The organism is Dyella sp. 333MFSha (assembly GCF_900102405.1).
GTDB lineage: Bacteria > Pseudomonadota > Gammaproteobacteria > Xanthomonadales > Rhodanobacteraceae > Luteibacter > Luteibacter mycovicinus.
Map to the genome: position 1 here is coordinate 372352 of NZ_FNBR01000002.1, position 19971 is coordinate 392322.

The 19971-nt window shown below is 63.6% G+C and carries 18 protein-coding genes and 1 pseudogene; 3 read left to right on the forward strand and 16 right to left on the reverse strand.

Features of this window, described 5'->3' with window-relative positions; genetic code table 11:
* The first annotated feature begins 37 nt into the window (after positions 1-37).
* The gene (locus BLT40_RS08955; RefSeq protein WP_036110328.1) at positions 38-955 is read left to right on the forward strand and encodes a branched-chain amino acid transaminase; all 918 of its coding nucleotides are present in this window, start codon (positions 38-40) and stop codon (positions 953-955) included.
* Positions 956-1015: 60 nt separating this feature from the next.
* On the opposite strand, the gene BLT40_RS08960 is transcribed toward BLT40_RS08955, so the two are convergent.
* From BLT40_RS08960 to BLT40_RS09005, 10 genes are all read right to left on the reverse strand, one after another.
* Entirely contained in the window at positions 1016-1891 is an 876-nt protein-coding gene (locus tag BLT40_RS08960; RefSeq protein ID WP_079520452.1) for a hypothetical protein, read from the reverse strand.
* Between the two features lie 11 nt (positions 1892-1902).
* Positions 1903-3423, reverse strand: coding sequence for an esterase-like activity of phytase family protein (locus BLT40_RS08965; protein WP_090352720.1), 1521 nt, complete (start codon positions 3421-3423; stop codon positions 1903-1905).
* Positions 3423-5735, reverse strand: coding sequence for a TonB-dependent receptor (locus tag BLT40_RS08970; RefSeq protein WP_090353840.1), 2313 nt, complete (start codon positions 5733-5735; stop codon positions 3423-3425). The genes BLT40_RS08965 and BLT40_RS08970 overlap by 1 nt, the downstream gene beginning before the upstream one ends.
* 212 nt (positions 5736-5947) lie before the next feature.
* On the reverse strand, positions 5948-6844 hold the full coding sequence (locus tag BLT40_RS19955) for a hypothetical protein (protein ID WP_139382629.1): 897 nt from the start codon (positions 6842-6844) through the stop codon (positions 5948-5950).
* 21 nt (positions 6845-6865) lie between these two features.
* The gene (locus tag BLT40_RS08980; RefSeq protein ID WP_079520450.1) at positions 6866-7072 is read right to left on the reverse strand and encodes a hypothetical protein; all 207 of its coding nucleotides are present in this window, start codon (positions 7070-7072) and stop codon (positions 6866-6868) included.
* 287 nt (positions 7073-7359) lie between these two features.
* The gene (locus BLT40_RS08985) at positions 7360-8643 is read right to left on the reverse strand and encodes a sensor histidine kinase (RefSeq protein WP_036110319.1); all 1284 of its coding nucleotides are present in this window, start codon (positions 8641-8643) and stop codon (positions 7360-7362) included.
* The gene (locus tag BLT40_RS08990) at positions 8627-9313 is read right to left on the reverse strand and encodes a response regulator transcription factor (protein ID WP_036110317.1); all 687 of its coding nucleotides are present in this window, start codon (positions 9311-9313) and stop codon (positions 8627-8629) included. Before BLT40_RS08990 ends, BLT40_RS08985 begins: the two co-directional genes overlap by 17 nt.
* Before the next feature lie 195 nt (positions 9314-9508).
* Positions 9509-10444, reverse strand: coding sequence for a 30S ribosomal protein S6--L-glutamate ligase (gene rimK, locus BLT40_RS08995; protein WP_051943297.1), 936 nt, complete (start codon positions 10442-10444; stop codon positions 9509-9511).
* On the reverse strand, positions 10441-10890 hold the full coding sequence (locus BLT40_RS09000) for an ATP-dependent zinc protease family protein (protein WP_090352721.1): 450 nt from the start codon (positions 10888-10890) through the stop codon (positions 10441-10443). Before BLT40_RS09000 ends, rimK begins: the two co-directional genes overlap by 4 nt.
* A 186-nt stretch (positions 10891-11076) precedes the next feature.
* Entirely contained in the window at positions 11077-12384 is a 1308-nt protein-coding gene (locus BLT40_RS09005; RefSeq protein WP_090352722.1) for an MFS transporter, read from the reverse strand.
* A 134-nt stretch (positions 12385-12518) separates the two neighbouring features.
* On the opposite strand from BLT40_RS09005, the gene BLT40_RS09010 reads away from it, so the two are divergent.
* Positions 12519-14387 (forward strand): DUF1302 domain-containing protein, encoded by a 1869-nt coding sequence (locus BLT40_RS09010; RefSeq protein WP_090352723.1) that lies wholly within the window; start codon positions 12519-12521, stop codon positions 14385-14387.
* Positions 14388-14408: 21 nt separating this feature from the next.
* Here BLT40_RS09010 and BLT40_RS09015 read toward each other — a convergent pair whose 3' ends face one another.
* The 5 genes and pseudogenes from BLT40_RS09015 to BLT40_RS09035 all read right to left on the reverse strand — a co-directional run bounded on the left by BLT40_RS09015 (position 14409) and on the right by BLT40_RS09035 (position 17841).
* Positions 14409-15011 (reverse strand): hypothetical protein, encoded by a 603-nt coding sequence (locus BLT40_RS09015; protein ID WP_036110307.1) that lies wholly within the window; start codon positions 15009-15011, stop codon positions 14409-14411.
* Positions 15008-15289 carry a hypothetical protein gene (locus BLT40_RS09020; RefSeq protein ID WP_143025859.1) on the reverse strand — a complete coding sequence of 94 codons (282 nt, stop codon included), beginning with the start codon at positions 15287-15289 and terminating at the stop codon, positions 15008-15010. Before BLT40_RS09020 ends, BLT40_RS09015 begins: the two co-directional genes overlap by 4 nt.
* A gap of 176 nt (positions 15290-15465) precedes the next feature.
* Entirely contained in the window at positions 15466-16248 is a 783-nt protein-coding gene (locus BLT40_RS09025; protein ID WP_079520447.1) for a CPBP family intramembrane glutamic endopeptidase, read from the reverse strand.
* 96 nt (positions 16249-16344) lie between these two features.
* Positions 16345-16548: pseudogene (locus tag BLT40_RS09030) on the reverse strand (alkylphosphonate utilization protein); the annotation flags it as partial.
* A 114-nt stretch (positions 16549-16662) separates the two neighbouring features.
* Positions 16663-17841 carry a sensor histidine kinase gene (locus tag BLT40_RS09035; protein WP_079520446.1) on the reverse strand — a complete coding sequence of 393 codons (1179 nt, stop codon included), beginning with the start codon at positions 17839-17841 and terminating at the stop codon, positions 16663-16665.
* Positions 17842-18003: 162 nt separating this feature from the next.
* On the opposite strand from BLT40_RS09035, the gene BLT40_RS09040 reads away from it, so the two are divergent.
* The gene (locus BLT40_RS09040) at positions 18004-19128 is read left to right on the forward strand and encodes a Gfo/Idh/MocA family protein (protein WP_090352725.1); all 1125 of its coding nucleotides are present in this window, start codon (positions 18004-18006) and stop codon (positions 19126-19128) included.
* 5 nt (positions 19129-19133) lie between these two features.
* Here the strand turns inward: BLT40_RS09040 and BLT40_RS09045 are convergent, their stop codons facing one another.
* Positions 19134-19910, reverse strand: a complete 777-nt coding sequence (locus tag BLT40_RS09045; protein WP_090352726.1) for an HAD-IIA family hydrolase — start codon at positions 19908-19910, stop codon at positions 19134-19136.
* Positions 19911-19971 lie beyond the last annotated feature (61 nt).

A 19971-nucleotide genomic window follows, 5' to 3' on the forward strand; every position in this document is an offset into this window, starting at 1 on the left:
ACCCGCTATCATGAGCGGTCCCCTCCGGAGCGCTCACATGTCGCAGAACTACCCCGAATGGATCTGGCAGAACGGGCAGATCAAGCCCTGGCGCGATGCCACTGTCCATGTCATGGCCCACGCGCTGCACTACGGATCCTCGGTGTTCGAGGGTATCCGCAGCTATGAGACGCCGGATGGCGCGGCCATCTTCCGCCTTACGGATCATCTCAAGCGCCTGTATCTCTCGGCGAAAATCTACGATATCGAGATTCCGTACCCGATCGACGAACTGGCCGCCGCCTGCCGCGACGTCGTCAAGAAGAACGATCTTCGCGCCGCCTACCTCCGTCCGGTGGCCTTCCGCGGCCTGGGTGGTTTCGGGCTGTCTGCCGACTGCCCGACCGACGTCGCCGTGGCGACCTGGCCGATGGGCCCCTACCTCGGACCCGAGGCGCTCGAAAACGGCATCGACGCCTGCGTTTCCAGCTGGCAGCGTTTCGCACCCAACACGATTCCGGCAGGCGCCAAAGCCGGCGGCAACTATCTGTCGGGTCAGCTGATCGCGCGTGAAGCGCGTCGCCTCGGCTTCGGCGAAGGCATCGCGCTCGCCTCGTCGGGCCTGCTCAGCGAAGGCGCCGGTGAGAACCTGTTCCTGGTGTTCGACGGTGCGCTGCATACGACGCCCGCCAGTGCCTCCATCCTCACCGGTATCACCCGCCACACGCTGATGACCCTCGCACGCGAGGAAGGCATCGACGTGATCGAACGGGACCTGCCGCGCGAGTACCTGTACCTCGCCGACGAGATCCTCATGTGCGGTACCGCCGCCGAAGTCACGCCGATCCGCTCGGTCGACGGCAAGAAGATCGGCACCGGCAAGGCCGGCCCGGTCACGCGTCGCCTGCAGGAGCTCTTCTTCGGCCTCTTCAGCGGCAAGACGGCCGATCGCTGGGGCTGGCTCGAGAAGCTTTGATGCGTCGCGCGCAAGGCGCGCTCCTACCCTTGCAGGAGCGCGCCTTGCGCGCGATTTTCTTCAGTTGCAGAAGCCGTTCGGGAACGAGGACGAGCGATAGGCGTACAGCCAGCTCGTCTTGCCGCCATCGTTGGCGATGTTCCAGTTGTTACCGATCGAACCCAGTGCGGTGTTCAGCACCTGCGAGCGCTGCAACACCGGCGTGGTGAAGTACTTGTCCTCGTCCGCTTCGACGCGGAACGACAGCTCGGCCAGTGCGGGCGTCGCCGCACCGTCGATATACCACAGGGTCAGTGCGAACTCCGCCTTCGACTGTCCGAGATCCGATTCCGGACCGTCGTATTCCTGCTGCGTCACCGTCACGCCGGCCACCTTCGACAGCGTCGACGACGAAAGCGACGACAGCGCCGAGGCACCAGGGAACTGCTTGATGAGATCCGCCACCGTAGCCGGCGTCGTCGTCGCGTCCTGCTTGGTCGAGTGCGCGAGCACCAGACTACCGGGCGTCACATCGGTTTCCAGCTTCGTCGACTTGTTCTTGCCCGCGCCGGAGACGTCGGTCCAGTAGGAGAGCTCTTCGTCGGGGTGACGGAACTTGAACTGGATATCCGAGTGGTCGCCGGCGCGCGTGCGGACCGAGTAGCCGGCCTTCATCAGCGAACAGCTTTTCGCCGTGTCGTAATAAGCCAGCGTATCGCGGTCGCCGGCGCTGAAGTTTCCGGTGACGGTCTTATCGAAGCCGAGCGCACTGAGACGCGTCGAGAGGTTCTGCAGCAGCGTCGCCGCAGCCGTCGATGGATTGCTCGCGAAGCGCGAGGGGTCGATCAGCACCTTGTACTCCTTGCTGTCGACGTAGGCCGGGGTATTGGCGTGGCTGGCGACGGAGCCCAGCAGGAGGCTCGCCGAGAGCAGCGAGAGAACCGTACGTTTCATCATGCGCGTGACCCTTACTTGTGGTGAGGAGCGGTGTTGGAACGCATGCCCGGCAACGTCAGCCGGTACACGAGGATGCGATTGTCGTTATCGATGTCGGAATCGCAGCGCTGGCCATCCATGACGCAGTGCTTCGCGATGAAGTCGTTATCGTTGCCGACCAGCAGGAACCAGTCGTCCGGATGCGACGCGTCGAGCGCGGGAACGAGGTCCATCGCTTCCCACTTCTCCGAGATCTGCGCCTTGCCCGACTCGCCGGCATGGATGCCCAGACCGAAGCGTGCGAGGTCCGCCGGATCGAGCAGGTTGATGAATGGCTTCCACGTAAGCGCGCGAATGTCGGCACGCAACACACCGCCCTCGCCCAGCACGGAAGCCGTGCCCGTCTCGTAGAGGGTGCCGGCGAGGTTACTGGCACCCGTTGTATCGACCAGCAGCACGCTCTTGAAGACGATGGGCCTGCCGCCGTCCGCACCGTACCCACTGCCGTCGCGCGCGAGCATCAGGAAGCGGTGATCGTCCAGCACACGGATCTCGCTCTGCGCGGCCGTCCGGTTGGGAGCCCCTCCATGCCCGGTGTCGTCGTAGGAAGGCAGGCGAACGACATAGTGGCCGACGGGTGATTTCGGTACCGCCGAGTGGCTGACGTCATAAACGAGTACGCGGGTCAGCGTGCGCCCGGAAGCATCGCCGGGCGCGCTGTCCTGCACGAGCGCACTCTGCAAGACGACGAAGAGGCGCGTGCCATCCGGTGACAGTGCCATGCCCTCGACACCCTGATTGTTGCGCCGCCCCGAGGCCGGCGGCATCAGCGACGTGAAATCGGGCCGACCCTGCACATCGATCGGACGCACCGCCTTCGGCGGCACGATGATCCCCGTCAGCTTGCCCTGCCTGTCGAAGCGGTAGACGTTGGCCGCGTATTCGTCGCCGATGTAGAAGCCGCCGTCGCGGGTGAACTGCAACGATTCCGCATCGAGCGAGATTTTCCCGGCGCCGATCCCTTTCTCCGGCGACGGCAACACGATGCCGTGCTCCTTGCGCAGGCCCCCGGCAGGCTCGGCACCCGTGAACGGCTTGCCAGTGAAATCGCGCAACTCGCGACCGCCATCGACGGCGAAGGAGACCGTGCCCGTCCCGGAGTCGGCGCCGTCGGTCGACGGGAGCGTCATCGTGAAGCGGAACCGATGCAGGCGCCCGCGATAATCGAAGAAGACGTTGTGCTCGGGGTCGTTACGCCCCCGGTCGGGCAAGGTCCACAGCACGCCGGTGTACGTATCGCCTTCCCGCTTCCATGTGCCTGGCTCGATCGAGAGCGACGAGAACGACCCCAGCGTGTCGCCGAGGAAATCGATCGTCCCCGCCGGAAGCGACCCGGCGGCGGCCAGCCCCCGATCGACGTAAGTCGTGCCGCCGACGTCGACGCTGCGAGGCAGTGGCGTCGAGGCCAGGTCGGGCACACGCACTTCGAGGGTTTGTGCCAGCGCCCCGCCGTACAGAGCCGTGGCAACGATTCCGGCGATCAGACGACGCATCAGAAGCGCACGTCCAGCGTCGCGAAGAGCTGGCGGGGCGCCGAAGCGTGGAACACGTAGGCCGTACCGGCCGGGTCGCTGGACACGAAGGCGCTCGAATCCAGGTTGCTCGCGTAGCGCTTGTCGGTCAGGTTGGTCACGTTGAGCGTCAGGCGAATGTCTTTCGCCACCGAGAACGCGCCAAAGTCGTAACCGGCTGAGACGTCCCACGTGGTGAAGCCACCGAAGCCCTGATCGTTGGTGTAGGTGTAGAAGCGCTCACCGGTGTACTTGCCACGCAGCGAGGCGAACCAGGGGCCCTGATTCCAGTCGATCTGCGTCGCGAAGAGCTTGGTCGGCGTATCGGTCTGGATCTTGCCGCGGGTGTGCTGCACGACGCCCGCCTGCGTGTAGTCGCCGGCGTAGGTCGAGCGGTTATACGACGCGGAGTTGTACCAGCGCAGGTTGCTGGTCGGCTGCCAGACAAAGGTGGCTTCGACACCGCGGCTGTTCACCCCGCCCACGTTGTAGAAGCGGTTACCGCAGGTGGGACCGACCGGCTGACGCGAGTCGCACGGATTGTACTGAAGGAGACGATTGTCGAAACGCACGTTGTACGCCGCCAGCGACGCGGCGAAATCGTCGCGCTCCAGGCGGTAGCCCGCCTCCAGGCTGCGCGACTTCTCGGGCTTCAGATCGCCCTGACTGTTCCAGATCGACTGACTGACCGCCTGCGGGCCCAGCTTGAAGCCACCCTGGAACATGGCGATGTTCTTCGAGAAGCTGGCGAACACTTCCTGGCCCTCTGCCAGCTTGTAGCGCGTACCGAACTGCGGCAGCAACGCCTTGCTTGCACTGAGCTTGCCCGTGGCGAACTGGTTGTTCGACGCTGGGTTGATCGGCGTTTTCGCCTCGCCCGGAAGTGCGTGCGCGTCCGACGTGACGTGGGGGCTTTTTACGCCGACGTCGACGGTCAGAGCATCGTCGAGGAAGCGCATCGTGTCCTGAAGGAAGGCCTGACGCGTATTCCACACGGTCCGCTGATCGAACACACCCAGGTCGGGCTGTGTATCGACAGGTGCGCTGAGGTCGCGCGGACCCGTCACGTAGCTGCTGTAGCGCGACGCGCTGGAGACGTTGTGCTCGTACCAGACACCGCCTTCGAGGTGATGGTTGGCGAAGTCCCACGCGGCGGAAAGAATCGCCCCCGAGCGGTTGATGGTGTACAGCGTGTTGCGGAAGATGATCGGCAACTGCCGTGATGTGCCCGGATACGAGTACGTACCGCTGTTCCAGTTATGCCCCTCACCCGCATCCTCGTGGTGATAGACCTGCGCATGGATGGTCACGGAGTCGCTGGGAAAGAAATCGCCGGCGAGGTAATAGAGGTCGTCGCTACGCAGGATCTGGCCCGCCGTAAACGCGCCGTCCGCATCCGTATCCGCGCCGCTGCGGTCGCAACGGCTGGCGTTGAACGTGGCGGCGTTGCAGTAGGCCTTGCCGAGCGCACGCTGCCAGTTCGGGGCCGAGCCGCCCCAGTCGTAGCCGAGGCCACGCGCCAGCTCGCTCTTCGACAGGTAGAAGTAGTCCGCCTGCGAGGTGCGCGACGTATCGGCGAAGCCGGTGAAGCGTGCCCAGTCGAAGTCCCACACCGCCTTGCCGTTGAACTGCTTCGTCGTCGACCCGTTGTACGCGCTCTGGTTGTTCCAGAGGTCCGACGTGGTGCGCGCGCCCGAGAGGTACATCGAGAACCCGTTGTACTCGCCTGTGTCGAAGCGCGCGTACGTACGGCGGTTGGCGTCACTGCCGATGGTCTGCGACACGCGGCCGCCCATCGTCTTCAGCGGATCGTTCGAGCTGTAAGCGATGGTACCGCCCAGATTGCTCGTCGACGGCGTGCCGAGATTGCCGATACCTTCGGAGAGTTCGGCACCGGCGAAGTTCTCGGAGATCAGCGCGCGGTTGATCGAGAGACCGTTGTAGTTGTTGTAGGCACTGTCACCGAGGGGCAGGCCATCCAGCGTGTAGCCGAGGCGCGTGCCGCTGAAGCCTCGCAGGCTCAGCGTCATCGACTGCTCGTTCGTACCCAGGGCATCGGCCGACTGCGCATTCACGCCTGGCAGCGTGTTCAGCACCTTTTGCAGGCTGGTGCCAGGCGGCAGCGCCTTCTGATCGGCCGTGCGCAAGCGCTGCACCTGGCGTGTCTCACCGGTACCGATGACGGATACGGTATCGAGGTCCTGTGCCTTCTCACGTTTGCTGGCGGTGCCAGTCGTATCGGTCGATGACGTGGTATCGGTATCCGACGCGTAAGCAGCGGAAGCGAAGGCCATGCCGAGGGCGACGGCCAGAACGGTGTGCTTGAACAAGGGACGGCATCCTTACTTGCGCGGGCACGCTGCGGCAAGCACCTCCCCTGAGGGCCGCCCATCACGTGCCGTGAAGCCCTGGATACTCGGACAGAAAAATGAAAGCTTAGTGACAGCTTTGGTTACAGCACTCACTCTGTATCAAAACTGATACGTAGCAAACACCTATTGGAAGTTCACGACAAGTCGTTGTCTTCACCCTTGGGAGCCTCGGACGGTGCGTCGTCGGGAATCGAGAATGATGCAAACGCATCCTCATCGAACAGATTTGCCGATTCCACATCATCGATGCATACTGTTTTGATAAACCGATTGAGATCCAAGCGATAACCGCCATTGGTCGAGCCATCAATGTAGTCGTAGGTCGCTTGATAATTTGTCGTTGGTACGACGCCCAGTGTGTCCTTGTCTCTGTACCCGCTCCAGGCAGGAAGCATGGTGAGATACGATTTCACTTCTGCCCGCATAGGCAGCGCGAACTGAATATAACCGACGTAAACCTTACGATTCTTCAAGCAAAGCATTACCGGCTCAGGATCGGCGCGATCTGTATTCACAGCGTAGTTAGTTGATTCGGAAACAACGCCTGGAAGAGCTTTGGATACCAACTTCTGAACTTTATGCCAGGCAAACAGCCCCAAGATCAGTTGCCTCCATGGATGGCGGCGTTCTCTGTCGCTGGGACTCACTGGATACGCACTGTGGAAGAGGACTTCCTCAAGCTTGTTGAATTGTCCTGCCGCGTAAAGCCATAAAGGTGCCCGCGCCTTTGTCCAAGTTCGATTGAACCAAGATCGGAAAACGAAACCCAAAAAAAAGGCAAGTATGGCCGTGCCGATTCCAGGGAAAGGAATCACGTCATGTAAGACGATCGAAGAACGACGGCCGATATCGGTAAGTGCGACAAAATACGATATGACGCGGGCAACTACTAGAAGAAAAGCTCCCGCCACCGCCGACAGAAACAACATGTGTTCTTTCGGATGCCGCGACGCCCAGTAGCAGCAAAGATAGGTGTGATTGACGAAAATATAGCCGCCCAAGAGCGGCAAGATCAACTGATTGAATGGCATGGCTTCCTGCCTGTTCGTACGCTATTTTTTTGCCCGAACCAGACGGGACGCAGCCTTTTTTTGCGCAAACGCGGAGTTCGTCAACTCGCGGAACCGCTCAAGCCCCTCCTTTGTCTTGAGAAATTTCTCCATGTCGACCGACATGCCATTGCCCTCGAATCGGACGTATGAATTCTTCGTCGACACGAAGTATCCCTTACCTTCGAGGTTCTTTTTAGTGGCCGTCATCGGGTGCCTCCTCAAATTGCAGCGCTGCTACCACGGCTTAAAGTCTACGCTCAATCGGCCGAAACAGAAGATACCGTAGCCGCGTATCGGTCAGCGAAAGGCAGCGTATCTATATCGGCCTCTTTACTGAAGTCCCTACGCACGACAGTACTCGACGGGCTTGCGTAACTATCGAGTCATCACAGGCCGACATCACGTCAGGCGCGGGCTCAAAAAGATTCTGTTAAAAAAGTGCTAACTTCTTCATTGACTGTCGCCCCTAGACGGAATCGTGACCGTTGTGCAACTTAGCGGAAATCGATCGTCGAGATGGCGCCCGCCATGTCGGGGCGCGGACGCAACGAGACGTCCCAGCCGTAGAGTTCGCACAGACGACGCACGATGGCCAGGCCAAGGCCCGCACCGCCGCCCGTCGCGCTCTCGCCGCGGATACCGCGCTGGAACAGCTTCTCGGCGTCCTCCGGCTTGATGCCCGGGCCCGTATCGATCACATCGACGCGGCCGTCGAGCACGCGCACCGTGACCTTGCCTTCCATCGTGTACTTGATCGCGTTGCCGATCAGGTTGGTGAGTGCGACCGAGAGGACCGAGGCCGGCGCATTCACCGTGACGCTGCCGTCGGACACCAGCTCGATCTCGATCGGCTTGCCGCCCATCTGCGGGCGCTGGCTCTCGATCACATCGGACGCAACCCTGGCCACGTCGGTGGTCTCGCCACGCGTGGGGCCCCGGCGCTCTGCGCGCGACAGGAGCAACAAGGCCTCGATCAGTTCCGTCGCCTGACGCGAGGCGCGCTCGATGCGCTTGAGGCGCTCGCGCAACTTGTCGGTCATGTCCGGCGAGCCCTGCAGCAGCTCGGTGGTGCTGGCAATCACGGCAAGCGGCGTGCGCAGCTCATGACTGACGTCGGAGTTGAACTCACGATCGCGCTCGACCACCGAGGTCAGACGCATGGCGTATTCATCGAGCGCGACGGCCAGCTCACCGACTTCGTCGTCGGCGAAATGCGGCGCCAGCGCCTCGGCTTTGCCGACACGACGGAAATCACGCAAACGCTTCGCCAGATCGGTCACGGGGCGCAACACGCGCGAGGACAACCACACGCCGAGCACGAGCGAGAACAGGCCGAACAGAAACACCGCGGCGATCACGCTGATCACGAGCTGCCGCTTGCCCAGCTCGTCACGCGACACGTCGAACTGCACGAAGCTGATGATGCCCTGCTCGTGACGGACGCCGACCTTGTAATGCCGCGGCTTACCGTCAGGGCCGGTCTCATAGAGATCGTGCACGCCGGTTTCCAGAGGCTGCCAGGTCAGAGGAGCCTTGTAGATCGTCCGGTCGCTGTACGTGGCGGCCTTGACGATTTCGATCTCGGGACGCTTGTCCGGATTCGCTCGCACCTTGGCATTGAGCGAATCGACCTCGTCCTGCAAGGCGGAGTTGATCAGCTGCTCTTCGACGCGCGTACGGATGTTGATCGCCGCGTACGCGAAAAGAGCGCTCAGCCCAAGACCGAACAGCGTGAAGGTGACTACCAGGCGGAAACGAAGCTTACGTCTGGACCGCATCCGGATCGACCATGCGATAGCCAATACCGTGACGCGTGTGGATCAACGGTTTTTCGAAGGGTTTGTCGATCGCCGCACGCAGGCCATGGATGTGCACACGCAGGGAATCGGAATCGGGGAGTTCTTCGCCCCACACGCGCTGTTCGAGATCCTGGCGCGTCACCACGGACGGGCTGGCCTCCATCAACGCCTGCAAAAGCTTGAGGCCGATCGGGTTGAGCTGGATCGACTTGCCTTCACGACTGACCGTGAGGGTGTCGAGGTTGTACGTCAGGCCGCCGACCTTGAGGACGCGACTCTGCGGACCCTTGCCGCGACGGGCCAGGACCTCAAGGCGTGCCGCCAGTTCCTGCAAGGCGAACGGCTTGGTCATGTAGTCGTCCGCGCCGGACTCGAAGCCGGTGAGCTTGTGCTCCAGCGAGTCGCGTGCGGTCAGCATCAGGACCGGGGTCTGCTTGTGCGCCTCGTGGCGCAATTTCTTGGCGACATCCAGGCCATCCATGCCCGGCAGGGTGAGATCCAGCACGATGACGTCGAAGTCGTGGACCACGGCGAGATGCAGGCCGGTCACGCCGTCGCCGGCGAAATCGACCACATGGCCGCGGTCTTCGAGGTAATCCCCGATGTTCGTCGCGATGTCGGTGTTGTCTTCGATGACCAGGACGCGCATGCGGCACTCCGTTGGGCGGTCGCTTTTGGAATCTTATGATTATTGCGACAGCAAGCTTAACGGGGATTCCGTGAAGCGGACAGCACTAAAAGAGAGGCCCGGGCGGAAAAACCGCCCGGGCCGAAAGAACTACTGCCCCGATACCGTCACCCCGCGTCGCGGAATCACAGTGGGACCTTTATAGGGGACCGGCGTTTAAATCGCTGTTAATCCCTTGGGCGCCTTGGGCTTGCGAGCTTTGGGCGTGACCGGACGCGAGGCCAGGCGCTGCTCGCAGTGGGCGATGATCGCACCGGCCACGTCCACGCCGGTGCTGCCCTCGATGCCTTCGAGGCCGGGCGAAGCGTTGACCTCCAGCAGGAGCGGACCACGGGACGAGCGCAGCAGATCGACGCCCGCCACCTCCAGGCCCAGGGCCGACGCCGCCTCGATCGCCACCCGTCGCTCATCGTCGGACAGCTCGACCTGGGCGGCCGAGCCGCCCCGGTGCAGATTGGCCCGGAACTCACCCGGTGCCGAGGAGCGCTGCATCGACGCCACCACTTCGTTACCGACGACGAAGCAGCGCAGGTCGCTGCCGTTGGCCTCGCGGATGAACTCCTGGACCAGGAAGTTGGCGTAGAGGCCACGGAAGGCCTCGATCACGCTCTGCGAGGCCGAGCGCTTCTCGGCGAGCACCACGCCGGCGCCCTGCGTGCCTTCGTTGAGCTTGATGATGTGCGGGGGGTCACCCAGCATCGCCAGCAGGTCGGAGGTATCGTCCGGGTTGTCGCCGAAGGCGGTCAGCGGCATGTCGATGCCGCGGGAGGCCAGCAGCTGCAGGCTGCGCAACTTGTCGCGCGCGCGCAGCACGGCGTCCGACGGGTTCGGCGAGTACACGCCCATGAGCTCAAGCTGGCGCAGCACCGCCGTACCGTAGAAGGTGCTGGAGGCGCCGATCCGCGGGATCACGCAGTCCACGGGCCCCAGCGGCTTGCCCTTGAAGTGAATGGCGAACGACCCCGGCGAAATGCTCATGTAGCAACGCAAGGGATCGATCACGCGCACCGTATGGCGGCGTTTGCGCGCGGCCTCCACGAGCCGCTGCGTCGAGTACAGCCGCGCGTTGCGCGACAGGATGGTGAGCTTCATGGATGGTCCCGGACGACGCGGCGCGGCGTCTGCGAATAGGAAAGCGCGGGATCGACCAGAAAGCGCCCGAAGAGCGCGGTCCGGCCGAGCAGAAGAGGAAACAGCATGTGTCGGCGGTCGGTCAGGTTGACCTCCGCAAGGAATCGCTGGCCGGCCAGTTCGATCTCGGCCTCGATGAACCAGCGCGTGGTCCGGTGGCCGCCCGAGTCGGTGACCGTGCGCCGCCCCGTGGCCCTGGCCTCGCAAGGTTCGGACAGACCGCCGCGGCGGGTCGTGCGGACCTGAAAACGCAGCCATGATCCGTCGGCGCGCTCGTCCACTTCGAGCCACTCCACGTGCAGCGACGAAGAACGCGCGCCCGTGTCGAGTTTGGCCTTGAGGACGGAGACGCCGAGCGACGGAAGTGCGAGCCGTTCGCGCCAGCCAAGGGTGATGACATCAGTCATGGGTCTGGAGCGACGGTATGGGGGACGACGGGACCGGGGGAACGATCCGGACTGCCGCGACGACATGTCGCGATAGCGAAAGCATGCCGAACCCCGAACCCGCGCGCAACTGTGACGGCGCCTCCGTGGAGAGACGCCGCCGTCACCGCCATGAAATCGACGTGAAGGCTCCCTGCCGCGCCGTCGTCAGTCGGCGCGGACGCCGCGCTGTCCGGCGATCATGTAGATCGACGCCGCTACACCGACCAGCGACACGATGGCGACGTAATGCGCGGGCCCGATGCCGCCGACACCTTTGGCCAGATAGCCGACCAGTACGGGCGTGGCGGCGCCGGCAATGGCGTAGGCGACGTTGTAGGACACCGAAATGCCCGAGAAGCGGATCGGCGCGGGGAACGACGCCACGAGGACCGCGGGCACGATGCCGGCGACACCGGCGAAGGCACCGGCAATGGCGTAGAGCGGATAGAGATGCGCGCCGCCCGCCTGGAGATCGAAATACAGCGCATAGGTGCTCAGCATGAGACCCAGCGAGGCGATCAGCATGGCTGTACCACGGCCAAGCCAGTCGACCAGCAGACCGCCGCCGATGCACCCGACGCAGAGCGTGAACGCACCGATGCTGCCGCCGGTGAAGGCGCGCGCCGGGTCGATATGGAAGGCCGTCTGCATGAGGGTCGGGGTCAGCAGGATGACGACCACGATGGCGGCGGTGAGCACCCAGGTAACCGCCATCGACAGCAGCACGCCCGGCAGATGGTCACGTACGACCACCCATGCCGGCAGTTCTTCCGACAGCTGCTTGCGCTCGCGCATCCGCGCGAAGACCGGTGTTTCGCTGAGCCAGCGGCGGAGGTAGACGGCGACGAAGCCGAACACGCCACCCAGCACGAAGGCGATGCGCCACCCGTGGTCCATCAGCGCTTCGGGCGTCATGTGAGCGTTGAGGTAGGCCGCGAGCAACGAGCCGATGAGAATGCCGAAGGTCAGGCCGGCCGACAGGCTCGCCACCGCAAGACCCTTGCGATGCGCGGGCACGTGCTCGGAGACGAACACCCAGGCACCCGGCACTTCGCCACCGATCGCGATGCCCTGGACGACACGCAGCAGGGTCAGCAACACGGGGGCGAGAACACCGATGCTGGCATAGGTCGGCAGCGCACCGATGAGCAGGGTCGGTACCGCCATCAGGAACACGCTGAGCGTGAACATGCGCTTGCGGCCGATACGGTCACCGAAGTGAGCCATCACGATGCCGCCGAGCGGGCGTGCGAGATAGGCGACGGCAAACAGGCTGAAGGCCTGAAGCTGCGCCAGCCAGTCGGAGCCGCCCGGCGGGAAGAAAAGATGCCCGATGGTCTTCGCGAAGTACACGAAGATCACGAAGTCGTAGAACTCGAGCGCGCCACCGAGCGCGGAGAGAATCAGCGTCTTGGCATCGCCGCGGTCGAGTGGACGGCGGTCGATGGTTTCATCTGAAAGTGTTGCGCTCATGAGTGGTTTTCGATCGTCCCGCGGGAGAAAAAGGCGATGTGCGACGAAAGTCGCACACGACGGACGTCCAGACGTCTTGCGTGCAATATAGCTGCCATGTCTAGAATGCCGTCAAGTTTTTAACGGAATAGCCGATGCATCCACGTCGATGGATCTTCGCCGTGGCGTCGCTCACGGCCCTCTCCGCCTCCGCACTGCACGCGACCGATTTCCGACTCGCCGATGGGGAGGTCCAGGGGACACTCAAAACGCGGGTGGTCGCCGGCGCCGGCGAGCGCCTGAATGACCCGTCGAAGCATCTCGTCGGCAAAGGCTTCCGCTCCGACGGTAAGCCGAAGGGCGGCGATGGTGCGGACACGGCTGACGACGGCAACCTCAACTACGGCAAGGGCGATATCTACTCGAGCCTGTTCAAGGTTACCAGCGCACTGGACCTGAAATACAAGAACGTCGGTATCGTCGCCAGCGCCCGGGCATGGTACGACAACACACAGGAAAACCACGACGTACCCCAGGGCAGCGGCGCCAGCGCGTTCGCCGCCGATCGGCCGCTGGACGATCATGGACTGTCGAAGTCCAACCGCTTCTCCGGCTTCACGTGGCTCAACGCGTATGTCTACGGCCACTTCGCACTGGACGACGAAAGCGCACTGGACCTGCGCCTCGGCAAGCAGACGGTCAAGTGGGGCGAGGGCCTGTTCATGCAGGGCGTCAACCAGATCAATCCGACCGACTACACGACGCTGCACCGCCCGGGGACGGATCCCGCCACCGAAGCGCAGCTGCCGGTCGAAATGCTCTGGGGCAAGCTCACGATCGATCCGCACTGGAGTGTCGAAGGCTTCTACCAATGGAAGTGGCGCCCCTCCGAACTCGATCCCTGCGGCACCTTCTTCTCGGGCACCGACCTCGGCATCGATCCGGGCTGCGGCGGCATCGAGAGCAACGCGTACTACCCGCTCAATGCGTATAGCCCCGGTGCTGGCCAGTGGCTCAGCGACGGCTACCAGAATTCGGTCGGCGGCGTGCTGCCCCGTGCCAGTACGCTCGACGGTCGCGACCACGGTCAGTACGGTGCCACGCTGCGCTACACCTTCGATCGTCCGGCGACGAACATCGCCGCGTATTACCTGCGTTACAACTCACGCAACCCCATTCTCGATGCGACCACCATCGACGCCTCGCAACAGAACAACGGGGTGATTCCGCTACTGGTCGCCGCGGGCGCACCGCTCGCCGACGCGCAGTTGTCCGCACGCCTGTCCTCTATTCATGTGTTGTGGGAATACCCGGACGACATCCGTCTCTGGGGCCTTTCCGGCAGCACCATGCTCGGGAAGTGGAAGGTGGCCGGTGAGGCCAGCTACACGAAGGACCTGCCCGTACAGATCAATACCGCGGACATGTTCGCGGCACTGACCCGCAGCGGCGGACCGATCGGTGTGCGCAACACGCTGATTCCTCCGGGCGGGACGCTGCTCGGCTACGACCGCTACGACCGCACGCAGCTGCTGTTGAACACGACGCGCGCGTTTACCGGCGTGCTGGGCGCGAGCGGCGCCACCCTCGCGGCCGAGCTTGCCTATAGCCATACCGACCTGCCGAGCCTGACCGATGTGCGCTACGGGCGTGGCTTCCACTGGGGCTTCTCCAGCGAAGGCTTCGTCAACACCTGCACGGCCATCGTGAACCCCGCGGGGTGCCATAACGGCGGGTATTACACGCGGTCCGCATGGGGTTATCGCGTCAAGGGCGCGCTCACCTATCCGGTCGCGCATGGCTGGGTGCTGTCGCCAAGCCTGGGCATCGGTCAGGACGTGCATGGCTACTCGGTCGACGGGCAGCTGGTCGGTGGACGCAAGCAGGCGACGCTCGGCCTGGGCGCCACGCTCGACAAGACCTGGTTCGCCAACCTGACGTATACGAACTACCTGGGACATCCCACGTACGACACGCTGGCCGACCATGACTTCGCCACGTTGTCGATCGGAGCGAATTTCTGAGCGGCGCGATCCATCGGACTATCAGGCCTTCATGACTTCGCAAAGCGCGATCAGCTCCTGGAGGCGACGCGCTTTCGTCCGACGGACGAGGTCCGCGGCGATCTTGCCGATGAGCGCCTTGACCAGCTGGGTCTTCGACAAGCCTGTTTCGTTCATGACGTAGTCGACCTTTGCGTTCGCTTGCTCGGAGAGCTTGAACGAGAGTCGACGGTTCGGACCGGACGCAGACTGCTCGGCGCCTCCCGCCAGCCCGACCAGTTCAGCCATGGCTTCATCTCCCCGCGCGTAGCGGTGAAGGTAGTACATGAGCAGTCGCTTGCGGAATTCCTTGCTTGCCTCGGTATCGACGAGGGATACGGCGGCGTCGAGCGTGTCCACATAGGATGCGGGAAGACTTGCTTCGAGCGGCCCCGTCGAGCGACGGCGTGATGCCGCTATAGCGGGAACCGATTGCGGCGGAACCAACAGGACTTCGCTGCAAACGTCGCAGATTCCCGCCAGCACGTTACGAGCCATGCCTGAGCCATCGGAAAAAGGAACATCCCGGTAACGGTAGGTCACCGTCACTCGGCCATCGAGATCACAGAGGGCCGGCTCGGTATCGCCCTGATGAAGAATTTTCATGACTTCTCCGTGCTGTGCACACTGAGCAGATCGACTGCTCCTTCGAAGAAATAGAACTTGATGTACCAACCGCCGCTGACGATCACGTGCACGTCGATGTCGGGTTGCCGATGGTGCGGTGTCACCCGATGCTCGGTGCCCCGGGACCCCATGAGGATCAGAAGCAGGTCTTCGAGATCGAGCTCGCCCGTATAGAAGACATTTTTCGAGTCAAGGGAGGCACGATGGGCGATGCGATATCGGCCCTCGATCAACGCAAGCAACACCTGCCGTTTCACGTCCTTGTATCCCACTGCACACGCCCCAGAGTATACGAAAGGTTTCGTATGATCAAGGTCGTTTTAAGGCCCCGTCATCGCCTTCGACACGCTAGTGCGCCGACCAAGGCGACGCGGCCGGCGGGCGCGCGCGAGGCACGTAAGGAAAAGGCCTGGCATGCTGTCGGATCTGCGAATCAGCGAAAGACGACAAACTTCAGCCAGCCTTCCCAGATGTCCGACCAGCCATGCGCCAGCATGTTCGCTCGCAGGTTGCGGCGCCAGACAGCGAGGGCGCCGTAGAGCACGCCGAGGATCGCGATGACGAGGGCGTGGTTCCAGCCCTGATAGCTATGCGCCATACCGAAGAAAACCGCCTGACCGATGACGGCCAGGGCGGTGCTCTCGGTCAGCCAGAACAGCTGCTGCTGGAAGTAGCCGCGGCTCTGAATCTCCTCAGCGAAACCTGCGACGACGGAGACGATCATCCAGCCAGCCGCTTCGACGGGCGTCTGCGGCAACATCGAAGGAACCCCCTCCCCGGCCACCGCTGGCACGAGTTGCCAGGCGGCCCAGGCGACGCCTTCCCAGACCAGCCAGAAGACCGCCGCGATGGCGACGTCCCTGATCACCCCACGCAGCGACGTCCAGCGACCGCCCGTGAGCGTTGCCAGCGTGCCACCTTCGCGATGGACGCCGACCCAGCAGTAGTAAAGAACACCGACGTTGCCCAGCACGGACAACGTGTAAAAAGGCCAGGGTGACGCTCGCAGCACCTGTGCCCCCTCAGCGACGGGCCCGGCGGCTGCGTGGCCGAACGACGAGAAAATACCCCACGCCGTGATCGAAAGGACGATGAGTACGTAACCGGCGAGGTGCCATAACGATGCAATGCGCCTCGGCTTTACGAACGGGGCACCCTGGAGCGAAGGCCCGGGCTTCGAACGATCTCTCGAAATGTCGCCGGTGTGCACGACCATCCTAGTCTCCTGCGGACGCCATGACCCCTGTGGCCGATGGCCAGACAAGCATCGGGAGGCGGACGGTCCAAGTCAACGCCACGACCGCGACTCACATCACGCCTTCTTGAGAAACTCCGTTTTCAGCACGAGCACGCTCTTACCCTCACGGACCTCGATGGCGTCTTCGTCATCGGTGAGGTGGATGCTCTTGAACTGCTTGCCGCGCTTGAGGGTGATCGACGAACCCTTGACCTTGAGGTCCTTGATGACCGTGACGGCATCGCCCTCGACCAGCTCGTTGCCGTTGGAATCGCGTACCGCCATGAGTGCTCACACCTGATTTCGGGGGCGACAGATTACCACCGGTCACCCATCCGTCAGGCGGGTGCGCCATTACGGCTCAGCCAGGATGGCCGGGCACCCGGGGCGTGGTCAGGCGGCGTCGAGGCTCAGCCGGAAGATCGTTCCGCCAGTGGCACCGGGATGTATTTCCACCTCCGCATGCATCGCGGCGGCGCTCTGCCGGATCAGCCACAGGCCAAGACCAAGCCCTTCGGCCTGCGGATCGGCCTGGCGAAACGCGCTGAACAATTCTTCGACCTTTTCCGCAGGAATACCGCAACCGTTATCCTGGATGTCGATCGTTATCTTTCCATCGCCGGATCGCGCCAGCATGGTGACCGCACCACCACCGGGCGTATATTTCACGGCGTTCGAAAGCGCGTTGCCGAGCACAGTTTCCAGAAGCAACGGATGCCCTCGCACGATGGCGCCGGTGCGCCCGATGGTCAGTGCGACGCGCTTGCGCTGCGCCGCCCTCGTCCAGGTCGACGACAGAGCGTCGAACACCTCATGCAGAACGACGGGGCCGAGCTCGGCATCTCCGCCCGCGATGTCGGCATGCGTCGAAGCGAGCAGCCGGCTGAGCTGCTGGTCGGCGCTGAGAAGATCGGTCCTCGCGTCGTCCAGACGCGCGGCGTGCTCGCCGGACACGCCGCTGCGCACCTTCGACATGGCGTACAGCGCCGAGCGCAGCGGCGCCTTCAGGTCGTGCCCCGCAGTCGCGAGCAGCCGCGAGAGGTGATCGCCGCGGCGCTGCGACTGGCGCAGCATACGGCGGAGTTCCATCTGCGCCATGACCTGGCGCGCCAGGCGGCGCAGGGTGTCGATCTGGTCGTCATCCAGCGTCCGCGGCTGGGTGTCGAGCACGCAGACCGTGCCCAACGGCAAGCCATCGGCGGTTTTCAGCAGCGCGCCCGCATAAAAACGCAGGCCGGGTTCACCGGTCACCAGCGGATTGGCGGCAAAACGGGGGTCCTGGGTGGTATCGGGTATGACCAGCAGGTCGTGTTCGAGAATCGCGTGCGCGCAGATGGAGGTGTCGAGCGGCGTTTCCCGCACACCCAGGCCGACTTCCGCCTTGAACCACTGCCGGTCGGCGTCGATCAGGTTGACCACCGAGATAGGGGCACGGCAGACATACGAGGCGATCCGCACGATGTCTTCGTATGCGCTTTCCTTCTCCGTGTCCAGAATATCGAACGACGACAGCGCCGCAAGGCGGCGAGCCTCGGAAACGGCAGGCAGTTTGGGGGCGGGCGCGTGGGGCATCGGGTTCTCCGGGACGACGCATTCTGGCAGGTCGGCGCGTGGACGCAATGTCAGTCCATGCTCGCCTTCAGGCAGGCGTCGTCACGATTTCGTTCGCCTGCTTACGACGCCTCATGAACACGTCGGTGCCCAGACTCGGGGTTCTGCCTGAAGGAGTATCCGATGTCCGACTCGACCAACACCTCGCGCAAGATCCGCTACGGCTTTGTCGCCCTCGGTGACATCACCCAGGAAGCCATGCTGCCCGGGGTCGCGCACACCGGAAACTCGGTCGTCACCGCCCTGGTCAGCAGCGATACGGACAAGGCGGCCAAGGTGGCCGAGCGCTACGGCATCGGCAGCGTCTACAGCTACGACCAGTTCGACGAGCTGCTGGCCTCCGGCAGCATCGATGCACTTTATATTGCGACGCCGAACTGGCGCCACGCCGAGTTCGTGATCCCCGCCCTGAAGGCCGGGATCCATGTGTTGGTGGAGAAACCGCTCGAGATCACCCACGCCTCCAGTCGCGAGATCCTTGCGACGGCCGCCGCGTCGACGGCGAAGCTGATGGTGGCCTACCGGCTTCATTTCGAGCCCGCCACGCTGTCCCTCATCGACCGCATTCGCGCCGGCGAGCTGGGCCAGGTGCATACCTTCAGCGCGACGTTCGCGCAGATGGTCGACCCGAAGAACCACCGGGCGACCAACGGTGCCAAGGCCGGACCGGTCTTCGACATGGCGCCCTACCCGATCAACGCGGCACGTTACGTCTTCGATGCCGACCCGATCGAGGTGGTGTCGGCTGTGGGCCTGCGCCATCCGGAGTCGGGACTTGGCGACGATTTCGACCACACCGTGGCCGTGACCCTGCGCTTTCCCGGAAACCGCGTGGCCCTCTTCACCGTGTCCTACTACGGCAATGCCGTCGATGCGTTCTATGTAGCGGGGACCAAGGGCAGTGTGCACATGCGCCCGTGCTTCACCTACGGCACGCCCTTCGAACAGACCATCACCGTGGGCGACAAGGAGCGGAAGATTTCCGCCCCGGCGACCGACCAGTTCGGCGGTGAGCTGAAATATTTCTCCGCATGCCTGCTCGACAACGAAGATCCGGAGCCGGATGGCCAGGAAGGCCTGATCGACGTGCTGATCGTCGAAGGCATCATGGAGGCGCTGGCTTCGGGCAAGCCGCAGAAGCTGGACCTGCCCGAGCGCAAGCGCCGGATCGATACGACACGACAGAAAATGAATCTGCCCAAGGTGGAAGCGCCGGAACCGGTCGACGCCGCCAAACCGTCGAAGTAATCCGGTCAGTCGTCGAGCAGATCCGCCACGGAGCAAAGGATTTCCGCCGGGCGGAACGGGTAGCGATCCACCTCCGCGCGGTCGGCGATACCGCTGAGCACAAGCACCGTATGCAGACCCGCTTCGATACCGGCGACGACGTCGGTATCCATGCGGTCGCCGATCATGCCGGTGTTGTGCGAATGCGCGCCGAGCTTGTTCATCGCCGAGCGAAACATCATCGGGTTGGGCTTGCCGACCATATAAGCCTGACGCCCGGTGGCCTTGGTGATGAGCGCGGCCACGGCGCCTGTCGCCGGGAGCGGGCCCTCCGCACTGGGGCTGGTGACGTCCGGATTGGTGGCAATGAATCGCGCGCCCGCGCCGATCAGACGGATCGCCTTGGTGATGGCTTCGAACGAGTAGGTACGGGTCTCGCCGAGCACGACGTAGTCGGGCGCGGTGTCGGTCATGATGAAGCCCGCCTCGTGCAGCGCGGTGGTCAGGCCCGCCTCGCCGATGACGAACGCCGAGCCGCCGGGCGACTGGTCCTTGAGGAATGCCGCGGTCGCCAGCGCCGATGTCCACAGCTGCTCCTCGGGCACGTCGATACCCGACGTCCGCAGGCGCGCACTCAGGTCGCGCGGCGTGAAGATCGAATTATTGGTAAGCACGAGGAAGGGCTTGCCCTGGTCACGCCACTGGCGGATCAGCTCGGGAGCGCCCGGCAGGGCTTTGTTCTCGTGGACGAGCACACCGTCCATGTCGGTCAGCCAGCACTCGATGTCTTTACGGTCAGCCACAGGGTGTCCTTCGGAGGGGAAGCGGGGTCGTCGACGAGGATAGCGCGCCGCGCAGGCAAGG